General features: G+C 66.4%; 16 protein-coding genes and 2 tRNA genes. 10 read left to right on the top strand and 8 right to left on the bottom strand.

What is annotated here, in order from left to right:
• Positions 1-2,577 precede the first annotated feature (2,577 nt).
• Genes rsmG through rpmH form a run of 6 tightly spaced genes read right to left on the bottom strand, consistent with a single transcriptional unit; the run spans position 2,578 to position 5,647 of the window.
• On the bottom strand, positions 2,578-3,207 hold the full coding sequence (gene rsmG, locus IFR11_RS13855; RefSeq protein ID WP_055832337.1) for a 16S rRNA (guanine(527)-N(7))-methyltransferase RsmG: 630 nt from the start codon (positions 3,205-3,207) through the stop codon (positions 2,578-2,580).
• A gap of 5 nt (positions 3,208-3,212) precedes the next feature.
• On the bottom strand, positions 3,213-3,716 hold the full coding sequence (locus IFR11_RS13850; RefSeq protein WP_055832334.1) for a Jag family protein: 504 nt from the start codon (positions 3,714-3,716) through the stop codon (positions 3,213-3,215).
• A 17-nt stretch (positions 3,717-3,733) separates the two neighbouring features.
• Positions 3,734-4,807, bottom strand: a complete 1,074-nt coding sequence (yidC, locus tag IFR11_RS13845) for a membrane protein insertase YidC (protein WP_156458668.1) — start codon at positions 4,805-4,807, stop codon at positions 3,734-3,736.
• 2 nt (positions 4,808-4,809) lie between these two features.
• Positions 4,810-5,166, bottom strand: a complete 357-nt coding sequence (yidD, locus tag IFR11_RS13840) for a membrane protein insertion efficiency factor YidD (RefSeq protein ID WP_055832332.1) — start codon at positions 5,164-5,166, stop codon at positions 4,810-4,812.
• Positions 5,163-5,501, bottom strand: coding sequence for a ribonuclease P protein component (gene rnpA, locus IFR11_RS13835; protein WP_055935199.1), 339 nt, complete (start codon positions 5,499-5,501; stop codon positions 5,163-5,165). Before rnpA ends, yidD begins: the two co-directional genes overlap by 4 nt.
• 8 nt (positions 5,502-5,509) lie before the next feature.
• Positions 5,510-5,647 (bottom strand): 50S ribosomal protein L34, encoded by a 138-nt coding sequence (gene rpmH / locus IFR11_RS13830; protein ID WP_013584598.1) that lies wholly within the window; start codon positions 5,645-5,647, stop codon positions 5,510-5,512.
• Positions 5,648-5,941: 294 nt separating this feature from the next.
• Between rpmH and dnaA the strand changes: the two genes are divergently transcribed.
• The 10 genes from dnaA (at position 5,942) to IFR11_RS13780 (ending at position 16,654) form a co-directional block, all read left to right on the top strand.
• Entirely contained in the window at positions 5,942-7,369 is a 1,428-nt protein-coding gene (dnaA, locus tag IFR11_RS13825) for a chromosomal replication initiator protein DnaA (RefSeq protein WP_191916537.1), read from the top strand.
• A 449-nt stretch (positions 7,370-7,818) separates the two neighbouring features.
• Complete coding sequence (gene dnaN / locus IFR11_RS13820; protein ID WP_191916536.1) at positions 7,819-8,970, top strand: DNA polymerase III subunit beta; 1,152 nt, start codon at positions 7,819-7,821, stop codon at positions 8,968-8,970.
• Between the two features lie 47 nt (positions 8,971-9,017).
• Positions 9,018-10,172 carry a DNA replication/repair protein RecF gene (gene recF, locus IFR11_RS13815; protein WP_191916535.1) on the top strand — a complete coding sequence of 385 codons (1,155 nt, stop codon included), beginning with the start codon at positions 9,018-9,020 and terminating at the stop codon, positions 10,170-10,172.
• On the top strand, positions 10,165-10,653 hold the full coding sequence (locus IFR11_RS13810; RefSeq protein ID WP_055832323.1) for a DUF721 domain-containing protein: 489 nt from the start codon (positions 10,165-10,167) through the stop codon (positions 10,651-10,653). The genes recF and IFR11_RS13810 overlap by 8 nt, the downstream gene beginning before the upstream one ends.
• Positions 10,654-10,772: 119 nt before the next feature.
• Positions 10,773-12,806, top strand: coding sequence for a DNA topoisomerase (ATP-hydrolyzing) subunit B (gene gyrB, locus IFR11_RS13805; RefSeq protein ID WP_055832321.1), 2,034 nt, complete (start codon positions 10,773-10,775; stop codon positions 12,804-12,806).
• Between the two features lie 53 nt (positions 12,807-12,859).
• Positions 12,860-15,490, top strand: a complete 2,631-nt coding sequence (gyrA, locus tag IFR11_RS13800) for a DNA gyrase subunit A (RefSeq protein WP_055832318.1) — start codon at positions 12,860-12,862, stop codon at positions 15,488-15,490.
• A complete protein-coding gene (locus IFR11_RS13795) occupies positions 15,487-15,891 on the top strand; it encodes a DUF3566 domain-containing protein (protein WP_055832316.1) in 405 nt (134 codons plus the stop codon). The genes gyrA and IFR11_RS13795 overlap by 4 nt, the downstream gene beginning before the upstream one ends.
• Positions 15,892-15,959: 68 nt before the next feature.
• Positions 15,960-16,033: transfer RNA gene (locus IFR11_RS13790), tRNA-Ile, on the top strand.
• A gap of 14 nt (positions 16,034-16,047) precedes the next feature.
• Positions 16,048-16,120: transfer RNA gene (locus IFR11_RS13785), tRNA-Ala, on the top strand.
• 102 nt (positions 16,121-16,222) lie between these two features.
• Positions 16,223-16,654: an NUDIX hydrolase gene (locus tag IFR11_RS13780; RefSeq protein ID WP_055832315.1), complete on the top strand. Its 432-nt coding sequence runs from the start codon at positions 16,223-16,225 to the stop codon at positions 16,652-16,654.
• A 6-nt stretch (positions 16,655-16,660) separates the two neighbouring features.
• Here the strand turns inward: IFR11_RS13780 and IFR11_RS13775 are convergent, their stop codons facing one another.
• Positions 16,661-17,134, bottom strand: a complete 474-nt coding sequence (locus tag IFR11_RS13775) for an aminoacyl-tRNA deacylase (protein WP_082516407.1) — start codon at positions 17,132-17,134, stop codon at positions 16,661-16,663.
• The gene (locus tag IFR11_RS13770; RefSeq protein WP_055832313.1) at positions 17,131-17,703 is read right to left on the bottom strand and encodes a hypothetical protein; all 573 of its coding nucleotides are present in this window, start codon (positions 17,701-17,703) and stop codon (positions 17,131-17,133) included. Before IFR11_RS13770 ends, IFR11_RS13775 begins: the two co-directional genes overlap by 4 nt.
• Positions 17,704-17,769 lie beyond the last annotated feature (66 nt).

The raw sequence follows: 17,769 nt of genomic DNA, 5'->3' as shown, positions 1-17,769 counted from the left end.
CAGTGCGCTGTCCCGCCACCGATGCTGCAGCCAGTGCGCATGAAAGTGCTCCCGACCGCATCTGGGCGCGGCTGCGACAACACACTTCGCCGCGCGGTGCATCTCCCTGCACGACATAGGTCCGGCACGAAAGACGTCGCGGCACGACGTACGTCCCCGCACGTCGCACCGCCCAGCACATCGCATTAGCCGGCACACACGACCGGCACGGTGGCTCCGGGGGATGGCCCCTTCGAGCCGGGCCGAGCCTCGATTGCCCGGAATGGCACTCGTCCGGATTCGACTACTTCGGTGTCGCCTTCCATGCACCGTCAACTCCATGCCGAGCTCTCTACGCAGCGGCGACCTCCACACGAGACGCCGAGTGGTTCTGCGGGGCGCGCGTCGGCCTATTGTGCACCGTTCGGCTGGCACCGTGCCGGTCGATGACGGCCGCGGTCAGTGAGTCCGCGACCGTGAGGAGATCACGTCCTCATCCGAATCAGCCGCCGGACCACGTCGCCAGTCCACGGGAGGCATCTCATCACAACCCACCCTCCGTCACGTCGATCCCTCCGGCGAGACGGCTTGTTGGGAGAACGACTGGTTGAGACCAGGGCTGTAGCGAAGCAGGCCAGACTCCCGGCGGCTGACCGAGTCATCTCTGACCGCGATAAGTCAGGGCACCGCCATCGCTCATTGCGCAAGCCTCCCACCTCCCGTGAAAGGCGTCGCGCGGATCAAGCCGCACACACTTGCGCCGCCCGCACAGGACCGACCATTCGGAAGGTTCAAGACGCCCCGCTGGAACCAACGTCTTGGGCAGAGGCAACCGAAAGGCCAGCCCATACCGACCGATCCGCGTGTCGGGCCGAAACTACAACCCAGTCCAACGGGGAGCGCCTGGGCGCGCAGCAATGGGCGGGGGAGCGTCCCGACCGTTGATTCTCTGCCGCGATTCCGCGCCCGCGAGACGAGAGCTAGGCGATGTGCTCATGCGGGATCAACCCGACACCGACGCTCTCTCCTGCCACCTTCTCGACCCGAACTTCAATGTTTCACGTGAAACACACACGGGCCGGTTCAACAGCAAGCCAGAGAGTCGAGATGCTTCACGTGGAACATGAGAGTGACACCGCATACCCGCGCCTGCTGGTCACCTCTCGCTGACCCCTTAGCCTCTCCCTGCAAGCGCGCGCCCCACACGGGCTTCAACCAAGCGCAGATCACGTCACCGTCCGCCCCCGTACTCGATGCCATGCAAGATGATCGTTCTACTCTGGCCGCCCCGAAATACTCTGATGGTCACAACCGAGTTCCCGTGCGCCGCTCCAAAACCCGGTGCACGGTGCACAACGCTGGCCCAGGCCCACACCCCGGTCAGGGGAGCGTCGAACACCGACTTGCGGCTCACGCCCAGACCTCCCCGGGCCCCACACACGACGACCGCGTCGAGCTGGCTCCACAGCCCGTGAGCCGCCACCTCACGATCGTCACCGTGCATCACGGGATCCCACCCATCGTGGGGCACGTTCACATGTGCAGGATCATTGGGGCAGCGAGAGGCTCGAACGAATCCGCCTACGCTCGTGAAACTGCGAACACCGTGGCGTACGCAGCGACATCCGGACCAGACCCGGACCCCGCTTCGTGCGGGTCATGACAACGGCCCCACGTTCTCGCAACTGGTCAGCACGTTCCCCACCCGTACGCGAAATGCACCAGGGCATTCGCCCGAGCCACCATCACACTCTGTAGCAGCAAGAACGGTCGACGCCTCCGAACTCCACCGCACACGGCAGACGCGCTTCGTGAGGTCTCGTTGTCACGCCCGCGCAGTAGATCCATCCCAGTCCGCGGATCTTCAGATCGATACGGTGCCCCGTTCCGTCTCACCGTCGACGAGACTCGATTCCCACAGGCCTCGTCGCAGGCTCACCGAAGAGGACGACCATGGCCGCAGAGCTCTCGCCTTAACTCGGACTCGAGCGCGTCCTCCCACCTCACGACGTTCCGCGCACGCGAACCGGTCGTGCGAGCGAGGGAGGACGTGACGTGGTGAACAACGTCGGCGAACGCGGACGCAATGGTGCCTTGTCTGGCATCCAGAAGAAGACACGTCTCTCACGAGGCGCACGGCGGCAGCAGATGAACGCTCCACGCGCACCCCATCTGACAGAAGTCATCCGGCGCGATATGCGTCAGATGCACCCGTCCTTGCCGACCTCATCGTCGCCCAGAGGACCATCGCGCCGCCCACCTTCCTACACCCACCACTATATTCACCTGAATAGATTGGGGAATGATGGTGCGAACGCTGGCTCCCCGCAAGATGTCTCGGTCCGGCCGCAGCCCTGGACCATCGTGCGTAGGCACGCACCGAAGACAGCCCCTGGCGCTGCCCGAGACCACCACACCGCCACCGTGGGGAAAGGGCACAAACTCGCGTCAGCGTCGTCTCTGACGACCGCCGTGTCCGCTCCTCACTCCATACCCGCCACGGGCGCACACCATCCGTGCTGCACCCGCCGCGCACACCCGCGCGCTCGTGCGTGGGCTCTCAGCGGCGTCTGCAGCCCCTCAGAGCCTCCACGAACGCTAGCGCGAGACGGTGGCCAAGAAGACGCGCGTGGGCTCGTCGAGCACACCCTCGCCCACGACCTCGACCGAGACGTCTGTGAGGCCGAGCTTACGAACCTGTTTGGCGGCCGATTCGATCTCCGCGCCCACGCTGGCTCCCTTGAGGAACACCAGCCTCCCACCAGGGCGGACCAGGGGAGCGGTGAAGGGCAGGAGGGTGCGAAGCGCACTGACGGCTCGGGCGGTCACCACGTCGAAGATGCGCCCGCGGGCCCACTCTTCGGCGCGCATGCGCTCGACCGTCACGTTGTCGAGCTCCAGCTCGGCGACCTGCTCGGTCAACCACGCCGTACGGCGCTCCATCGGTTCGATGAGCGTCCATTCGACGTCGGGACGAGCGATGGCGAGCACGAGACCGGGAAGGCCGGCGCCCGAACCCACATCCACCGATCGCCCGGAGAAGTACGGCGCCGTGATCGCGCTGTTCAGGACGTGGCGGGTCCACAGCCGCGGAACTTCCTGGGGGCCGATGAGACCCCTCTCTTCGCCATGCTCGGCGAGAGCGGCGACGAACTGCCGCGCACGGTCGATGCGGTCGCCGAACAGCGCGACCGCTGCCGCCGGCTCAGGCTCGAGCTGTTCCGGCATCCTGATCAGCCGCGTCGCAGCACGGTGTGGCGGTCAGCGCCCTCACCGAACGACTCAGAGGTGTAACCGCGGTCCGCGGCGATGTCGTGCACCAGTTTGCGCTCGTAGCTCGACATGGCCGGCAGGGACGCCTGTGTGGCACCCTCGTTGATCCGCTCGATCGCCAGGTCGACGAGGGCTTCGAGCTGGCGCTGACGCGCGTCACGCGAACCGCCGATGTCGAGGATGAGCCGAGAGAATCGCCCCGTCGAGTTCTGCACGGCCAAGCGCGTCAGCTCCTGCAGGGCCTGAACGGTGTCGGGGTGCGAGAGCGTCGAGAGGGCCTCCGCGTCATCGGCCTCGACCGACACGTAGGCACGCCCCCCACGTACATCGAGGGCGAGGTCGCCCTCGATGTCGGCGATGTCGAGGAGTCCCTCGAGGTAGTCGGCAGCGATGTCGCCTTCTTGCTCGAGCTGCTCCTCGGTGGCGGCGGTCTGTTCGGGTGCGATCTGATCGGACGTCGTCATCGTGATCTTTCGGGTCGTCAGGGCGCGGGGGACGAGCCGGGCGTGCCGGCCGATCCGCTCGCCGTACCGGTGTTCTTCGTGGTCTGCTGCTTCTTGGCGCGCTGCTTGCCCACGGGCTGCTGCCGCTTGGGCTGCGCTGCACGCACACGCTCGGCCTCTTCGAGAAGACGCTGCTGTTCGGCCTGGTACTTCTCGATCGGAACGACCTTTCCGGTCGCATCGATGGCCTTCCCCTTGCGCGCGAGACGCTCCTCACGAGCCTTGGCCGCGTCGGATCCGGGTGTGGGCATCTCGCGGATGACCACGAACTGCTGGACCATCGTCCACAGGTTGCTGACGAACCAGTAGATGACGACACCGAGCGGGAAGAAGACACCCGAGAAGATGAAGGCCAGCGGCAGGATGTACAGCATGATCTTCTGCATCTGGTACGCCTGACCGGTCTTGGCCTCGGGCGACAGGTTCTTCGAGATGATCTGCAGCTGCGTGAAGAACTGCGACCCGATCATGAGCACCACGAGCGTCAGCAGGATGGCGACGGTGACCTGGCCGTCGGCCTGACCCCATGCGGTGACGAGGTTGACGTGCATGGATGCCACGTCGAACAGGCGCGCGTCGTAGAACTCGGTCGTCAGCTCGGGGGTGAGCAGTCCGACACCACCGACGCCGCTCGCGGCGTGCTTGGAGACGTCGTTCAGAACGCTGAAGAGCGCGAAGAAGATCGGCATCTGCACCAGGAGCGGCAGGCAGCTCGACACCGGCGTCGTGCCGTGCTTCTTGTACAGCGCCATGGTCTCGCGGCTCATGGCCTCGCGAGAGAGTTGGTCCTTCTTACCGCGGTACTTCTCCTGCACCTTGCGCAGCTCGGGAGCGATCTCCATCATCTTGCGCTGGCTCTTGATCTGCTTGACGAAGAGCGGGATGAGCGCCGCGCGCACGATGAGCACGAGTCCGACGATCGACAGCACCCAGGTGATGCCGGCGGCGGGAGCCATGCCGAACGCCGTGAACAGGGAATGCCAACCGACGAGTACGAGCTCGACAGCCCACTTGAGGGGCCAGAGAAGGGTCCCAATGAGATCGAATTGCACGATCAGTCCTTTCGGGAAGGCACGACGAAACCGTGCGGAGTGAGTTCGTGGCGGAAGGCGCGGTGCGGACGGACATCGTCGATGCCCCCCTGAGCCCAGGGATGACAGCGTGCGAGACGGGCCGCGGTGAACGCGACGCCCTTGACGAGTCCGTGTTGTTGCACCGCTCCCACCGAATAGGCGGAGCATGACGGGTAGTACTTGCACACGTCGCCGTAGACGTGCGAGATCGTCGCTCGATACGCGTGCAGCAGGGCGAGCCCTGCATTCCGGGGGAGGAGGGGGAGGGATGCCAGGACGGCGTCCGGTGCCAGGCGACCGGCCCCGGTGGCCGATGTCGGCAGTGTCGACGCACTCATGCGACGGCCTTGCGTTGCAGACACCGCACCACATCGGCGCGAAGTGTCGCGTAATCCACGGTCGCCGCGGACGGCAGAGCGCGGATGACGATAGAGGCGCCCCCGTTGATGGACGGGAGCGCCTCGGCGCACACCGCTTTGAGGCGGCGGCGAATGGTGTTGCGGGTGACAGCGGAGCCGACCTGTCGGCTCACGATGAAGCCGAAGCGAGGCGAACCACTCTCAGCCGACGACCCGACGTAGGTCACGGTGTGCGCTCCGGCACAACGAGAACCCCGTCGGACTGTGGTTTTGTAGTCCGATCCGCGGGTGAGTCGGTTCGGCTTCGCGAGCACCTGGTAGGTCAGGCCGAAAGCTCGGTGCGGCCCTTGGCGCGACGCGCCGCGAGGATGCCGCGGCCGGCGCGGGTGCGCATGCGGGCACGGAAGCCGTGCTTCTTGGCGCGGCGGCGGTTGTTGGGCTGGAAGGTGCGCTTGCTCATGGGTCACTCCGGAGGTGATGTCGCCCGATGCTCTTCTGCCGGGGACGGGGGTCGGGACTGCCGTATAGGCATAAGTCAACCGACTAAGGCTACGTCGAGCGGGGCGTTAACTCAAACTGGGAAGCCGACCGCTCATTATCCCCAGGCTCCGTCCACAAGCGTGGCAAAGACACGCGGCCGGGACTTACAGTGGATTTTGCTCCTCGAGAGCCGCGAACTAGCGTGGCCCTCGGAGTTATCCACAGGTTCGACGCGACTCGTCGATCGCCGTCGCGTCTAGATCCCGGAGGGGATATGTCTCTGCACGAAGTACCGGATGTTCCCGTCTGGTCCGCCGTGCTAGACCATCTTCTCACCGACGATCGGGTCACCCCGCAGCTGCACGGCTTCCTCAATCTGGCTGTGCCGCAGGGTGTGATGGGCGGGACCCTCTACCTCGACGTCCCCAACGACCTGACCGCGGCGCAGTTCAACAAACGCATGCGCGCGTCGATCCTCGAGGCGCTCGCCCAGGTGCAGGGGAGTGACCCGGAAGTGGGCACCTTCCGCGTCGTGGTCAATCCCGACCTCGTCGAATCCCACCACACCTCGTCCCGTGACGATGACCGGCCGTCGTCATCCGGCCCCGCCGTCTCTGTGCACGCGGCCGTCATCGAACAGGCACCGGAGCCGATCGTGCCGGCGTCACGGAACGACACCCGCCTGAACCCGAAGTACACCTTCGACAACTTCGTCATCGGGCAGTCGAACCGTTTCGCGCACGCCGCTGCCGTCGCGGTCGCCGAAGCACCGGCCAAGGCGTACAACCCGCTGTTCATCTACGGCGACTCCGGCCTCGGCAAGACGCACCTCCTCCATGCCATCGGCGACTACGCGGCCAGCATGTACGCGGGCATCCGCGTGCGGTACGTCTCGAGTGAGGAGTTCACGAACGACTTCATCAACTCGATCGCGAACAACCGCGGCTCGGCGTTCCAGGCGCGGTACCGCGAAGTCGACATCCTGCTGATCGACGACATCCAGTTCCTCCAGGGTCGTGCCGAGACGCAGGAAGCCTTTTTCCACACCTTCAACACGCTCCACGACCACGACAAGCAGGTCGTGATCACCAGCGACCTGCCGCCGAAGCAGTTGACCGGATTCGAAGACCGCATGCGCAGTCGCTTCGAGTGGGGACTCATCACCGATGTGCAGGCCCCCGACCTGGAAACGCGCATCGCGATTCTGCGGAAGAAGGCGCAGAGCGAGCGACTGCTGATTCCCGACGACGTGTTGGAGTACATCGCCACCGTCGTCTCGTCGAACATCCGTGAGCTCGAAGGGGCGCTGATCCGCGTCTCGGCCTTCGCCAGCTTGAACAGGTCGACGCTCGACATGTCGCTGGCCCAGACCGTGCTTCGCGACATCATCGATCAAGACGATGCCAACGTCATCTCGCCGACCGACATCATCACGGCGACGGCGCAGTACTTCAAGCTGTCGGTCGACGACCTCTACGGCTCGAGCCGTTCGCAGGCCGTCGCCACGGCTCGACAGATCGCGATGTACCTGTGCCGCGAGCGCACGAGCCTGTCACTGCCGAAGATCGGGCAGCTCTTCGGAAACCGCGACCACACCACCGTCATGTACGCCTACAAGAAGATCAGCGACCTCATGAAGGAGCGCCGCTCCATCTTCAACCAGGTGTCGGAGATCACCAGCCAGCTCGGCCGTATGCGCTGAGCGCTCCTCTCCCGTCAGGGCTCGTCCACCATCGTGGGCGAGCCCTTCGCGCGTTTTCGGCCCGGAAAATCGCGCACGCGCCCGCGTACGAGTGGTTCCCGACACAGTTCTACACAGTGTGGAAAACCTGTGGATAACTCTGATTTGCTGCGGATGACTTGTGTACGAACGGGGCTGGCCTGTGGAGGAGAGCTCGACCGCACTCCCTCTCGTCGCTGTTAACTGCCCAGGCTGTCCGCAGCGCGTCCACAGTTAACAACGGTGTAGTTCCCAGCTGTTAACACGCATGTCGGAAGTTATCCACAGTCTCCACAGTGGTTAACAAGATGAAGATCCTTTTCCCTTCGTTAAGAGAGATTCGATGACCTTGCCGTGCCAGGCCCGTCGTCGGCTCGCCGGAAGCGTGGGGCTAGCATGGGTAAGCCGTACCCGCCATCAAGGGAGCATCCGTGAAGTTCCACGTCAATCGTGATGTGTTCAGCGAAGCCGTCTCGTTCGTGGTCAAGCTCCTGCCCCAGCGAAACCCGCAGCCGATCCTGGCCGGTGTGCTCATCGAGGCCGGAGACCAGGGTCTGACCCTCGCCGCCTTCGACTACGAAGCCTCCGCGCGCACCACCATCGAAGCCTCCGTCGACGAGCCGGGCACGATCCTGGTGCACGGCCGACTTCTGAACGACATCGCCAGCCGGCTCCCCAACGCTCCGATCCAGATCACCGTCGACGACGACGGCGGCATCCTGCTCACCTGCGGCTCCGCACGATTCACTCTCGCCTCCATGCCCGTGCAGGAATACCCGGCGATCCCCGAAGTGAGCGGAGAATCGGGCCTCGTCCCGGCCGACGAGTTCGCCACGGCCATCGCACAGGTCGCCTTCGCCGCCTCGCGCGACGACGTGACCCCGGTGCTCACGGGCGTACAGCTCGAGGTCACGGGCACCCGCCTGAGCCTCGTCGCCACCGACCGCTACCGCGTGGCCCTGCGCGAGATCCCCTGGGACGGCGGTTCGGCGGCCTCCGACGAACCCACGTCGGCCCTGGTGCCGGCCCGCACGCTGCAGGAGGTCGGCAAGACCTTCGCGCACGCCGGCGACATCTCGATCGCCTTCTCGGGCTCGGGCGATCGCGAGATCATCGCGTTCTCGTCCGGCAACAAGACGGTGACCTCGCTACTCATCAAGGGCAACTTCCCCCCCGTGCGCCGCTTGTTCCCCGCGCAGACCGAGCACCACAGCGTGGTCAACACCGCCGAGCTCGCCGAGGCGGTGCGCCGCGTGGCGCTCGTCCTCGACCGCTCCGCTCCGCTGCGTTTCACCTTCGGTCCCGAGGGCGTCTCGATGGATGCCTCCGGTACCGAGCAGGCGCGCGCGACCGAGTCGGTCGACGCCACCCTCGTCGGCGACGAGGTCACCCTGGGCCTCAACCCCCAGTACCTGCTCGAGTCGCTCGGCGCCGTTCGCAGCGAGTTCACGCGCATCACGTTCACCTCGAGTGACAACGCGAACAAGCTCAGCCCCGTGCTGGTCACCCCGCAGACCTCGGTCGACAAGGGTGGCGAGGGCTCGTTCAAGTACCTTCTCCAGCCGAACCTGCTCCTGCGCTGAGATCGGGCTCCGGTCGTCGTGTCGGAGGCGACGGGTAGTCTGACTCGGTGATCGTGGAGCAGCTCGGACTGAAGGACTTCCGCAATTACGCGGTCGCCGATGTCTCGCTCTCCGCGGGCGCGAACGTCTTCATCGGTCGCAACGGGCAGGGCAAGACGAACCTCGTCGAGGCGGTCGCCTACCTCGCCATGCTCGGCTCGCACCGCGTGTCTCACGACGCACCGATGGTGCGCGACGGAACGGATGCCGCGATCGTGCGCGCTCGTCTGGCACACGGTGAGCGCACGGTGCTCCTCGAGCTTCAGCTCAACCGCCAGGGTGCGAACAAGGCTCGGGTCAACGGCGTCAACGTCCGCACCTCGGAGTTGCCCCGGTACGCGCAGGTGGTGCTGTTCGCCCCCGAAGATCTGCAGATCGTGCGCGGTGACCCGTCCGCCCGGCGTCGGTTCGCCGACCAGCTCATCGTGCAACGGACTCCTCGCATGGCCGCGGTGTTGGGCGACTACGACCGCGTCCTGCGGCAGCGCAGAGCCCTGCTGAAATCGGCGCGCGCCCGCGGGGTGCGCGGCGACGCCCTCAGCACCCTCGACGTATGGGACGACAAGCTCGTCACCCTGGGCACCGAGGTGATCGAAGCGCGCATCGCGCTGGCATCCGCCCTCTCCCAGCCCGTGGCGCACGCCTACGAGGCCATCGCGGGCGACGACCACCGACCGCGGCTCACGTGGGCGCTGTCGGTGGGCGGGGGCGACCCCGAAGAAGACGACGCCGTCGAGACCGCGGGCTCGGCCCTTCCGCTGGCAGAGCAGTTCCGAGCCTCGCTGGCCGCACGCCGTTCGGCCGAACTCGAGCGCGGACTCACCCTGGTCGGCCCGCACCGCGACGACCTCGTACTCGAGGTGCGCGGCCTCCCGGTGAAGGGCTACGCCTCGCACGGCGAATCCTGGTCGATCGCGTTGGCGCTCCGACTCGCCTCGGCCGAGCTCCTGCGTGCCGAGTCACGGCTCGGAGACCCCGTGTTGATCCTCGACGACGTCTTCGCCGAGCTCGACGCCGGCCGCCGCGCCCGCCTGGCCGAGTTCGCGGCGGGGTACGAACAGGTCATCGTGACGTCGGCCGTCGAAGAAGACGTCCCGCCCGAGCTGCGCGCCCGCGTCGTGCGGGTCGAAGCCGGTCAGATCCGTGAGCCCGGCGATGAGTGACGAGGGCGAGCTCCCCGAGACGGTGGCGACCTACCTGCGGCTGCGCGGACTCGAGCCCTCGCCGTATCGCAAGAAGAAGCGTCGGCGCCGGGTGGACGACGGCGAGAACGCACCGTTCACGCCGGGCCGTGATCCCCGGGGACTCGGCGATGTGCTGTCGGGCCTCACTCGATCGGCGGGCTGGGAGCCCCAGCTGTCGCGAGAGGACCTCGTGCGCAAGTGGGACGAGGTCGCCGGTGCCGAGACGGCGGCGCACACCCGCCCGGTGGCTCTGGATGCCGGCACGCTCACGGTCCAGGCCGATTCGACGGCGTGGGCGAAGCAGCTCCAGTTGATGCGCGCGCACATCCTCTCGGAGATCATCCGACGCTTCCCCGACGCGGGGGTCGAAGCCATCCGGTTCGTAGGGCCGGACGTCCCCTCTTGGAAATGGGGCCCCAGAGCCGTTCCAGGCCGCGGTCCGCGCGATACCTACGGCTAGGCCATGGTCGATCCCGCCTCGGTCCGATTTATCGCCGTGTAGGGGCGTACACGCCATTTTCGCGAGCCCCACGCGGTAGGATGGAGCTTCCGACGAACCGATCTGGAGCGCACGTACCCATGACGTCCGAAAACCCCGACAGCGTTTCCGAGGAACCTCCCGTCGCATCGACCAAGGTTCCCAACGAGTACGGGGCAGACGCCATCCAGGTGCTCGAGGGTCTCGAGGCCGTCCGTAAGCGCCCCGGCATGTACATCGGCTCCACCGGTGAGCGGGGTCTGCACCACCTCGTGCAAGAGATCGTCGACAACTCCGTCGACGAGGCCCTGGCCGGCTACTGCGACACGATCGACGTCACGATCATGAGCGACGGAGCCGTCCGCGTGATCGACAACGGTCGCGGCATCCCGGTCGACATGCACCGCACCGAGGGCAAGTCGACGGTCGAGGTCGTGCTCACCGTGCTGCACGCCGGTGGAAAGTTCGGTGGCGGTGGCTACGCCGTCTCGGGCGGCCTGCACGGCGTGGGCTCGTCGGTCGTGAACGCGCTGTCGACGCGCCTCGAGGTCGAGGTGCAGCGTCAGGGACACGTGTGGCGTCAGTCGTTCCGCGACGGCGGTACTCCCCTCGCCCCTCTCGCGAAGGGCGAAGAGAGCGACAAGACCGGGACGACCATCACGTTCTGGCCCGATGCGACCATCTTCGACACCGTCGACTTCGACTACGACACCCTGCGGACGCGGTTCCAGCAGATGGCGTTCCTGAACAAGGGCCTGCGCATCAGCCTGCGCGACGAGCGGCCCGACGCGGTCGTGACCGAGGGCGACCCCGGAGCAGAGGTCACCCAGGGCCGCCACGACTCGTTCCTGTACGAGCGCGGCCTGGTCGACTACGTCGAGCACCTCAATCGCGTGCGCAAGGCCGACGTCGTCAACGACGTGATCATCGAGGTCGAGTCCGAAGACACCGACCGCCACATCGCACTCGAGCTCGCGATGCAGTGGACGACGGCGTACACCGAGAACGTCTTCACCTACGCGAACACCATCAACACGCACGAGGGCGGAACGCACGAGGAGGGTTTCCGCGCGGCGCTGACCACTCTCGTGAACCGCTACGCGCGGGCGAACAACCTGCTGAAGGAAAAAGACGACAACCTGACGGGCGACGACATCCGCGAGGGTCTCACCGCCGTGATCTCGGTGAAGCTGTCGGAGCCGCAGTTCGAGGGTCAGACCAAGACCAAGCTCGGCAACACCGAGGCCAAGGCATTCGTGCAGAAGGTCGTCGGCGACAAGCTCGGCGACTGGTTCGACCGCAACCCCACCCAGGCCAAGAACATCATCCGCAAGGCGTTCGACGCGGCCACCGCCCGCCTCGCCGCGCGAAAGGCGCGCGAGACCGCGCGTCGCAAGAGCGTGTTCGAGTCGGCGGCGATGCCCGACAAGCTCAAGGACTGCACGTCGAAGGATCCGTCGATCAGCGAGATCTTCCTCGTCGAGGGCGACTCGGCCGGTGGGTCGGCCGTTCAGGGTCGCGACCCCCACACGCAGGCGATCCTGGCGCTGCGCGGCAAGATCCTCAACGTCGAGCGCGCCCGCCTGGACCGCGCGCTGGGCAACAAAGAAGTGCAGGCGATGATCCAGGCCTTCGGCACGGGCATCGGCGAAGACTTCGACATGACCAAGGCGCGGTACCACAAGATCGTGCTCATGGCCGATGCCGACGTCGACGGTCAGCACATCACGACGCTGCTGCTGACGCTGCTCTTCCGCTACATGCGTGGGCTCATCGAGGCCGGCTACGTCTACCTCGCGCAGCCGCCGCTGTACCGCCTGAAGTGGTCGAACCACGCGCACGAGTACGCGTACAGCGACCGTGAGCGCGACGCGATGCTGATCGACGGTCAGGCCTCCGGTCGCCGCATCCCCAAGGACAACGGCATCCAGCGGTACAAGGGTCTCGGTGAGATGAACGATCACGAGCTGTGGGAGACCACGATGGACCCGCAGACGCGCACGCTGAAGCAGGTCACGATCGACGACGCGGCCGCGGCCGACGAGATCTTCTCGGTCCTCATGGGCGAAGACGTCGAATCGCGCCGCAGCTTCATCCAGCGCAACGCCAAAGACGTCCGCTTCCTCGACATCTGATCTCGTCCGGCACGACGACGATCGACGACGACGCACTACGAAACTGAGAAGACATGGCTGACGACTCCACTCCCGAGCCCGACGACGTCCGCGCCGAGCCCGCCCACGACCACGGCAGGATCGACCAGGTCGACCTGCAGCTCGAGATGCAGCGGAGCTATCTCGACTATGCGATGAGCGTCATCGTCGGCCGTGCGCTGCCCGACGTGCGTGACGGCCTCAAGCCGGTGCACCGCCGTGTGATCTACGGCATGTACGACGGGGGATTCCGCCCCGACAAGTCGTTCTCGAAGTGCGCCCGCGTGGTGGGCGAGGTCATGGGGCACTACCACCCCCACGGCGACGCTCCCATTTACGACGCCCTCGTGCGTCTGGTGCAGCCGTGGTCGCTGCGATACCCGCTCGCACTTGGACAGGGCAACTTCGGTTCGCCCGGAAACCAGGGAGCGGCCGCGCCCCGGTACACCGAGACGAAGATGTCGCCGCTCGCGCTCGAGATGGTGCGCGACATCGAAGAAGAGACCGTCGACTTCCAGGACAATTACGACGGCCAGACGCAGGAGCCGACGGTCCTGCCGGCGCGGTTCCCGAACCTGCTCGTGAACGGCTCGGTCGGCATCGCGGTCGGCATGGCGACGAACATCCCGCCGCACAACCTGCGTGAGGTCTCGGCCGGCGCGCTGTGGGCTCTCGAGAACCCGGATGCCACTCGCGAGGAGCTGCTCGAAGCGCTCATGGAGCGCATCCCGGGCCCCGACTTCCCGACCCGCGCGCAGATCCTCGGTACGCGCGGCATCAAAGAGGCCTACCGCACCGGTCGCGGCTCGATCACGATGCGCGCCGTGGTCAACATCGAAGAGATCCAGGGCCGTACGTGCCTGGTGATCACCGAGCTGCCGTACCAGGTCAACCCCGACAACGTCGCGGTCAAGATCGGCGACCTCGCTCGCGAGGGCAAGATCACCGGCGTGGCCGACATCCGCGACGAGAGCTCGGGCCGTACCGGTCAGCGCCTGGTCGTCGTGCTCAAGCGCGACGCCGTCGCGAAGGTCGTGCTGAACAACCTCTACAAGCACACCCAGCTGCAGGAGAACTTCGGCGCGAACATGCTGGCGATCGTCGACGGCGTGCCGCGCACGCTCGCGCTCGACGGCTTCATCAGCCTGTGGATCGACCACCAGGTCGAGGTCATCGTGCGCCGCACGCAGTACCGCCTGCGCAAGGCCGAAGAGCGCATGCACATCCTGCGCGGCTACCTCAAGGCACTCGACGCCCTCGACGACGTCATCGCGCTCATCCGTCGCTCGCCGACGGCACAGGATGCCAACGAGGGCCTGCAGAAGCTCCTCGACATCGACGATGTGCAGGCGCAGGCGATCCTCGACATGCAGCTCCGCCGCCTCGCGGCGCTCGAGCGGCAGAAGATCGTCGACGAAGCGACCGAGCTCGAAGCCCGCATCGCCGACTACAACGACATCCTCGCCACGCCCGCGCGTCAGCGCACGATCATCCGCGACGAGCTCACCGCGATCACGGACCGCTTCGGCGATGACCGCCGCACCGAGATCCTGCACGGGTTCGACGGTGACGTGTCGATCGAAGACCTCATCGCCGAGGAGGAGATGGTCGTCACCGTCACGCGCGACGGCTACATCAAGCGCACGCGCAGCGACAACTACCGCTCGCAGCACCGCGGCGGCAAGGGCGTGAAGGGTGCGCAGCTGCGCGCCGACGACGTCGTCGAGCACTTCTTCGTCACGACGACGCACCACTGGCTGCTGTTCTTCACGAACAAGGGCCGTGTGTACCGCTCCAAGGCGTACGAGGTGCCCGAGGCCGGTCGCGATGCGAAGGGCCAGCACGTCGCGAACCTGCTCGCGCTTCAGCCCGACGAAGAGATCGCCCAGATCCTCGACATCCGCGACTACTCGGTGTCGACCTATCTCGTCCTGGCCACACGCGGCGGTCTGGTCAAGAAGACCCGGCTCGCAGAGTACGACACCAACCGTCAGGGCGGTGTGATCGCGATCAAGCTGCGCGGTCAGGTCGCCGAAGAGGGTGACGAGGCCGAGCAGGGCGCCGCCGACGAGCTCGTGAGCGCGATGCTGGTCGATGAGGGAGACGACATCCTGCTCATCAGCCGCCTCGGCATGTCGCTGCGGTTCTCGGCCACCGACAGCACCCTGCGCCCGATGGGTCGTTCGACCTCGGGCGTGAAGGGCATGGAGTTCCGAGAGGGCGACAGCCTGCTCTCGGCATCGGTCGCCCAGGATGACGAGTTCGTCTTCGTCGTCACCGAGGGCGGCTACGCCAAGCGCACCGCCGTGACCGAATACCGCATGCAGAATCGTGGCGGTCTGGGCATCAAGGTCGCGCGTCTGACCGACGATCGCGGCACCCTCGCGGGCGGAATGATGGTGTCCGAGGGCGATGAGGTCCTTGTGGTTCTTGCCAGTGGCAAGGTGGTACGCTCTGCCGTGGCCGAGGTGCCCGCCAAGGGACGCGACACGATGGGTGTCGTTTTCGCCCGCGCCGGAGGCGATGACCGCATCATCGCCATCGCGCGCAACGCCGAGCGCAACCTTGCCGAGACGACGGAGACAACCACGGAGCCCGCCGCATCCCCTGCGGACGAGGCCGATGCCTCCGCTCCCGAGACCCCCGAGGAAAGTACTGACGCATGAGCACGGTAGCCGACAAACTCGCCAAGAAGTCGACTCACAAGACCCCTGCCAAGCAGGTACGTCTGCGCCTGGTGTACATCGACTTCTGGTCGGCCGTGAAGCTGTCGTTCCTGGCAGCGGTGGCCCTGGCCATCGTCACGGTCGTGTCGTACTTCTTGATCTACCTGGTGGTGTCGGCGACCGGCCTCATCACGAAGCTCGATGAGTTCTTCACGAGCTTCACCGATGGCGGGGCGACGCTCTCGCAGTACGTCGGACTGCCGCAGGTCATGGCTTTCGCGGCCATCGTGGCGATCCTCAACCTCGTCGTGGTCACCGTTCTGGGCGCCGTCATGGCGGGGATCTACAACCTCGCCGTCAAGGTCACGGGCGGTCTGCTCGTCGGCTTCACGTCGAACTGACGTCGATTCGGAAAAACCTCGGTGATCCGGTAAAGTCTTCGAGGTTGACGTGATCACGTCACCGAGACGGGGCTATAGCTCAGGCGGTTAGAGCGCTTCACTGATAATGAAGAGGTCCCAGGTTCAAGTCCTGGTAGCCCCACCCTTCTCCCTCACGGGGCCTTAGCTCAGCTGGTAGAGCGCCTGCTTTGCAAGCAGGATGTCAGGAGTTCGAATCTCCTAGGCTCCACAACGGTGCAAGAGCCGGTCCACCAGGACCGGCTCTTCTCGTTTCCGGCCGCGGCGCTCGCGCCGGGACGTGCCGCCGCCTCGGCTTCGCTAGAGTTCGGTCATGGACATGCGGGTCGCCGCGTACGCCGTCATCACCGACGCCGAAGACCGCGTGCTGCTCGCCCACTGGGTGCACGGGCGACGCGCGGCGTGGACGCTGCCGGGCGGCGGTCTGGAAGACGGTGAGGACCCCGTGAGCGCCGTACGCCGCGAGGTGCGCGAAGAGACCGGGTACCGGGTCGGCATCGACGAGCTTCTCGGCATCCATTCGCGTGTCATCCCGGCCGAGTCGCGCGCCGCCGAGGGGAAGACCGGACCCCTCCACGCCCTGCGGATCGTCTACCGCGCGCACGTCGTGGGCGGGCGCCTGCGCAACGAGGTCGACGGCTCCACCGACCGGGCGGAGTGGTTCACCCTGCCGACCGCCCGCAAGCTGCGGCGCGTGCAGCTGGTCGACGTGGCGTTCCGGATGGCGGGCCTCGCTCGGCCGTGAGCCCGGTCAGGCGCGTTCGGCGCTGATGTCGGCGACCACGGCGCCGTACGACGAGAGGAGATCGTCAGCGTCGACGAACAGGCTGTAGCCATGGGCTCCGGCGCCCATGGCGATGCGCTCGCCGACGATGCGTTCGTCGGCGTAGATGGGCCAGTCCGTGGTGCTGCCGACCGGAACGATGGTCCCACGCTCGTATCCAGTGGCCGCGAGCGCCAACTCCGGCTCGGGGAGGCGGAGCTTGTTGACGCCCACGACCGCGCGGAGCTTCGGCCACGAGATCGCCCGATCGCCGGGGATCAGCGCGAACAGGTAGGTGTCGTCGGATCGCTTGACGACGAGCGTCTTCACGATCGAGGCGGCCGGGATGCCGAGAAGCGCGGCCGCCTCGTCGAGGCTCGAGGCCGCGGGGCGTTCGCGTATGACGACAGAGAGGCCGCGCTCACGCGCGGCCTCTCTGACTCTGATGGTGGGGTCGCTCACGCGTCCGGTGCACGCAGCGGGTCGTCGGCAACCCACAGCTCGTCATCGGCGCGCAGCGTCTGCCAGGCGGCGTAAGCCACGCCGGCCGCGGCGACGACACCGAGGATGATCGCGATGACACCGCCGGCACCGATTCCGTCGTGCTGCGACGGCAGCTTCTTGGCGAGACGCTTCGAGGCCTGCTTGCCGTATTTCTCGGCACGCTTGGCGTACTTGTGAGTGTCGAGCTCGAAGCCACGGCCCTTCGCGAGGCGGTCACGGGTGTCGCCCGCGGCGTCCCACACGGACATGGCTCCGCCGACCACGGCACCGGCGGCCGGGACGACCTTGGTGCTGAGGAAACGGTTGCTGTACTTCACGCTCTTGTCGACGTACGGGGCGGCGTACTTGCTGTACCCGTCCTGCACGGCGGGGACGAGGTCTTCGCGGCTGAAGCGACCGAGCTGGTGGCCGGCTTCACGAGCGACCTTCCCGCTCTCGCCCAGCAGCACCTGCTGCGACTCCCACACCTTGGCGGCGTGCTTCTGGAGCTTGCGCAGTTCCTTCTTGCTCTTGCGGCTGAGGCCCACGGCTCATCCTCCCTATCGATGGGATGTACGTTGCGTTCATCTTGCCAGAAGGGGCCGCCTGCGCCG

The sequence above is a fragment of the Microbacterium sp. CFBP 8801 genome (assembly GCF_014839455.1).
Lineage (GTDB): Bacteria > Actinomycetota > Actinomycetes > Actinomycetales > Microbacteriaceae > Microbacterium.
This window is presented reverse-complemented; position numbering and strand designations above follow the sequence as displayed.

Coding starts and splice junctions, on each gene's coding strand:
- IFR11_RS13850 (WP_055832334.1), bottom strand. CDS start 3,716: ATGACGACGTCCGATCAGATCGCACCCGAACAGACCGCCGCCACCGAG.
- dnaA (WP_191916537.1), top strand. CDS start 5,942: ATGTCTCTGCACGAAGTACCGGATGTTCCCGTCTGGTCCGCCGTGCTA.
- IFR11_RS13810 (WP_055832323.1), top strand. CDS start 10,165: ATGAGTGACGAGGGCGAGCTCCCCGAGACGGTGGCGACCTACCTGCGG.
- yidD (WP_055832332.1), bottom strand. CDS start 5,166: ATGAGTGCGTCGACACTGCCGACATCGGCCACCGGGGCCGGTCGCCTG.
- IFR11_RS13780 (WP_055832315.1), top strand. CDS start 16,223: ATGGACATGCGGGTCGCCGCGTACGCCGTCATCACCGACGCCGAAGAC.
- IFR11_RS13795 (WP_055832316.1), top strand. CDS start 15,487: ATGAGCACGGTAGCCGACAAACTCGCCAAGAAGTCGACTCACAAGACC.
- gyrA (WP_055832318.1), top strand. CDS start 12,860: ATGGCTGACGACTCCACTCCCGAGCCCGACGACGTCCGCGCCGAGCCC.
- gyrB (WP_055832321.1), top strand. CDS start 10,773: ATGACGTCCGAAAACCCCGACAGCGTTTCCGAGGAACCTCCCGTCGCA.
- rsmG (WP_055832337.1), bottom strand. CDS start 3,207: ATGCCGGAACAGCTCGAGCCTGAGCCGGCGGCAGCGGTCGCGCTGTTC.
- rpmH (WP_013584598.1), bottom strand. CDS start 5,647: ATGAGCAAGCGCACCTTCCAGCCCAACAACCGCCGCCGCGCCAAGAAG.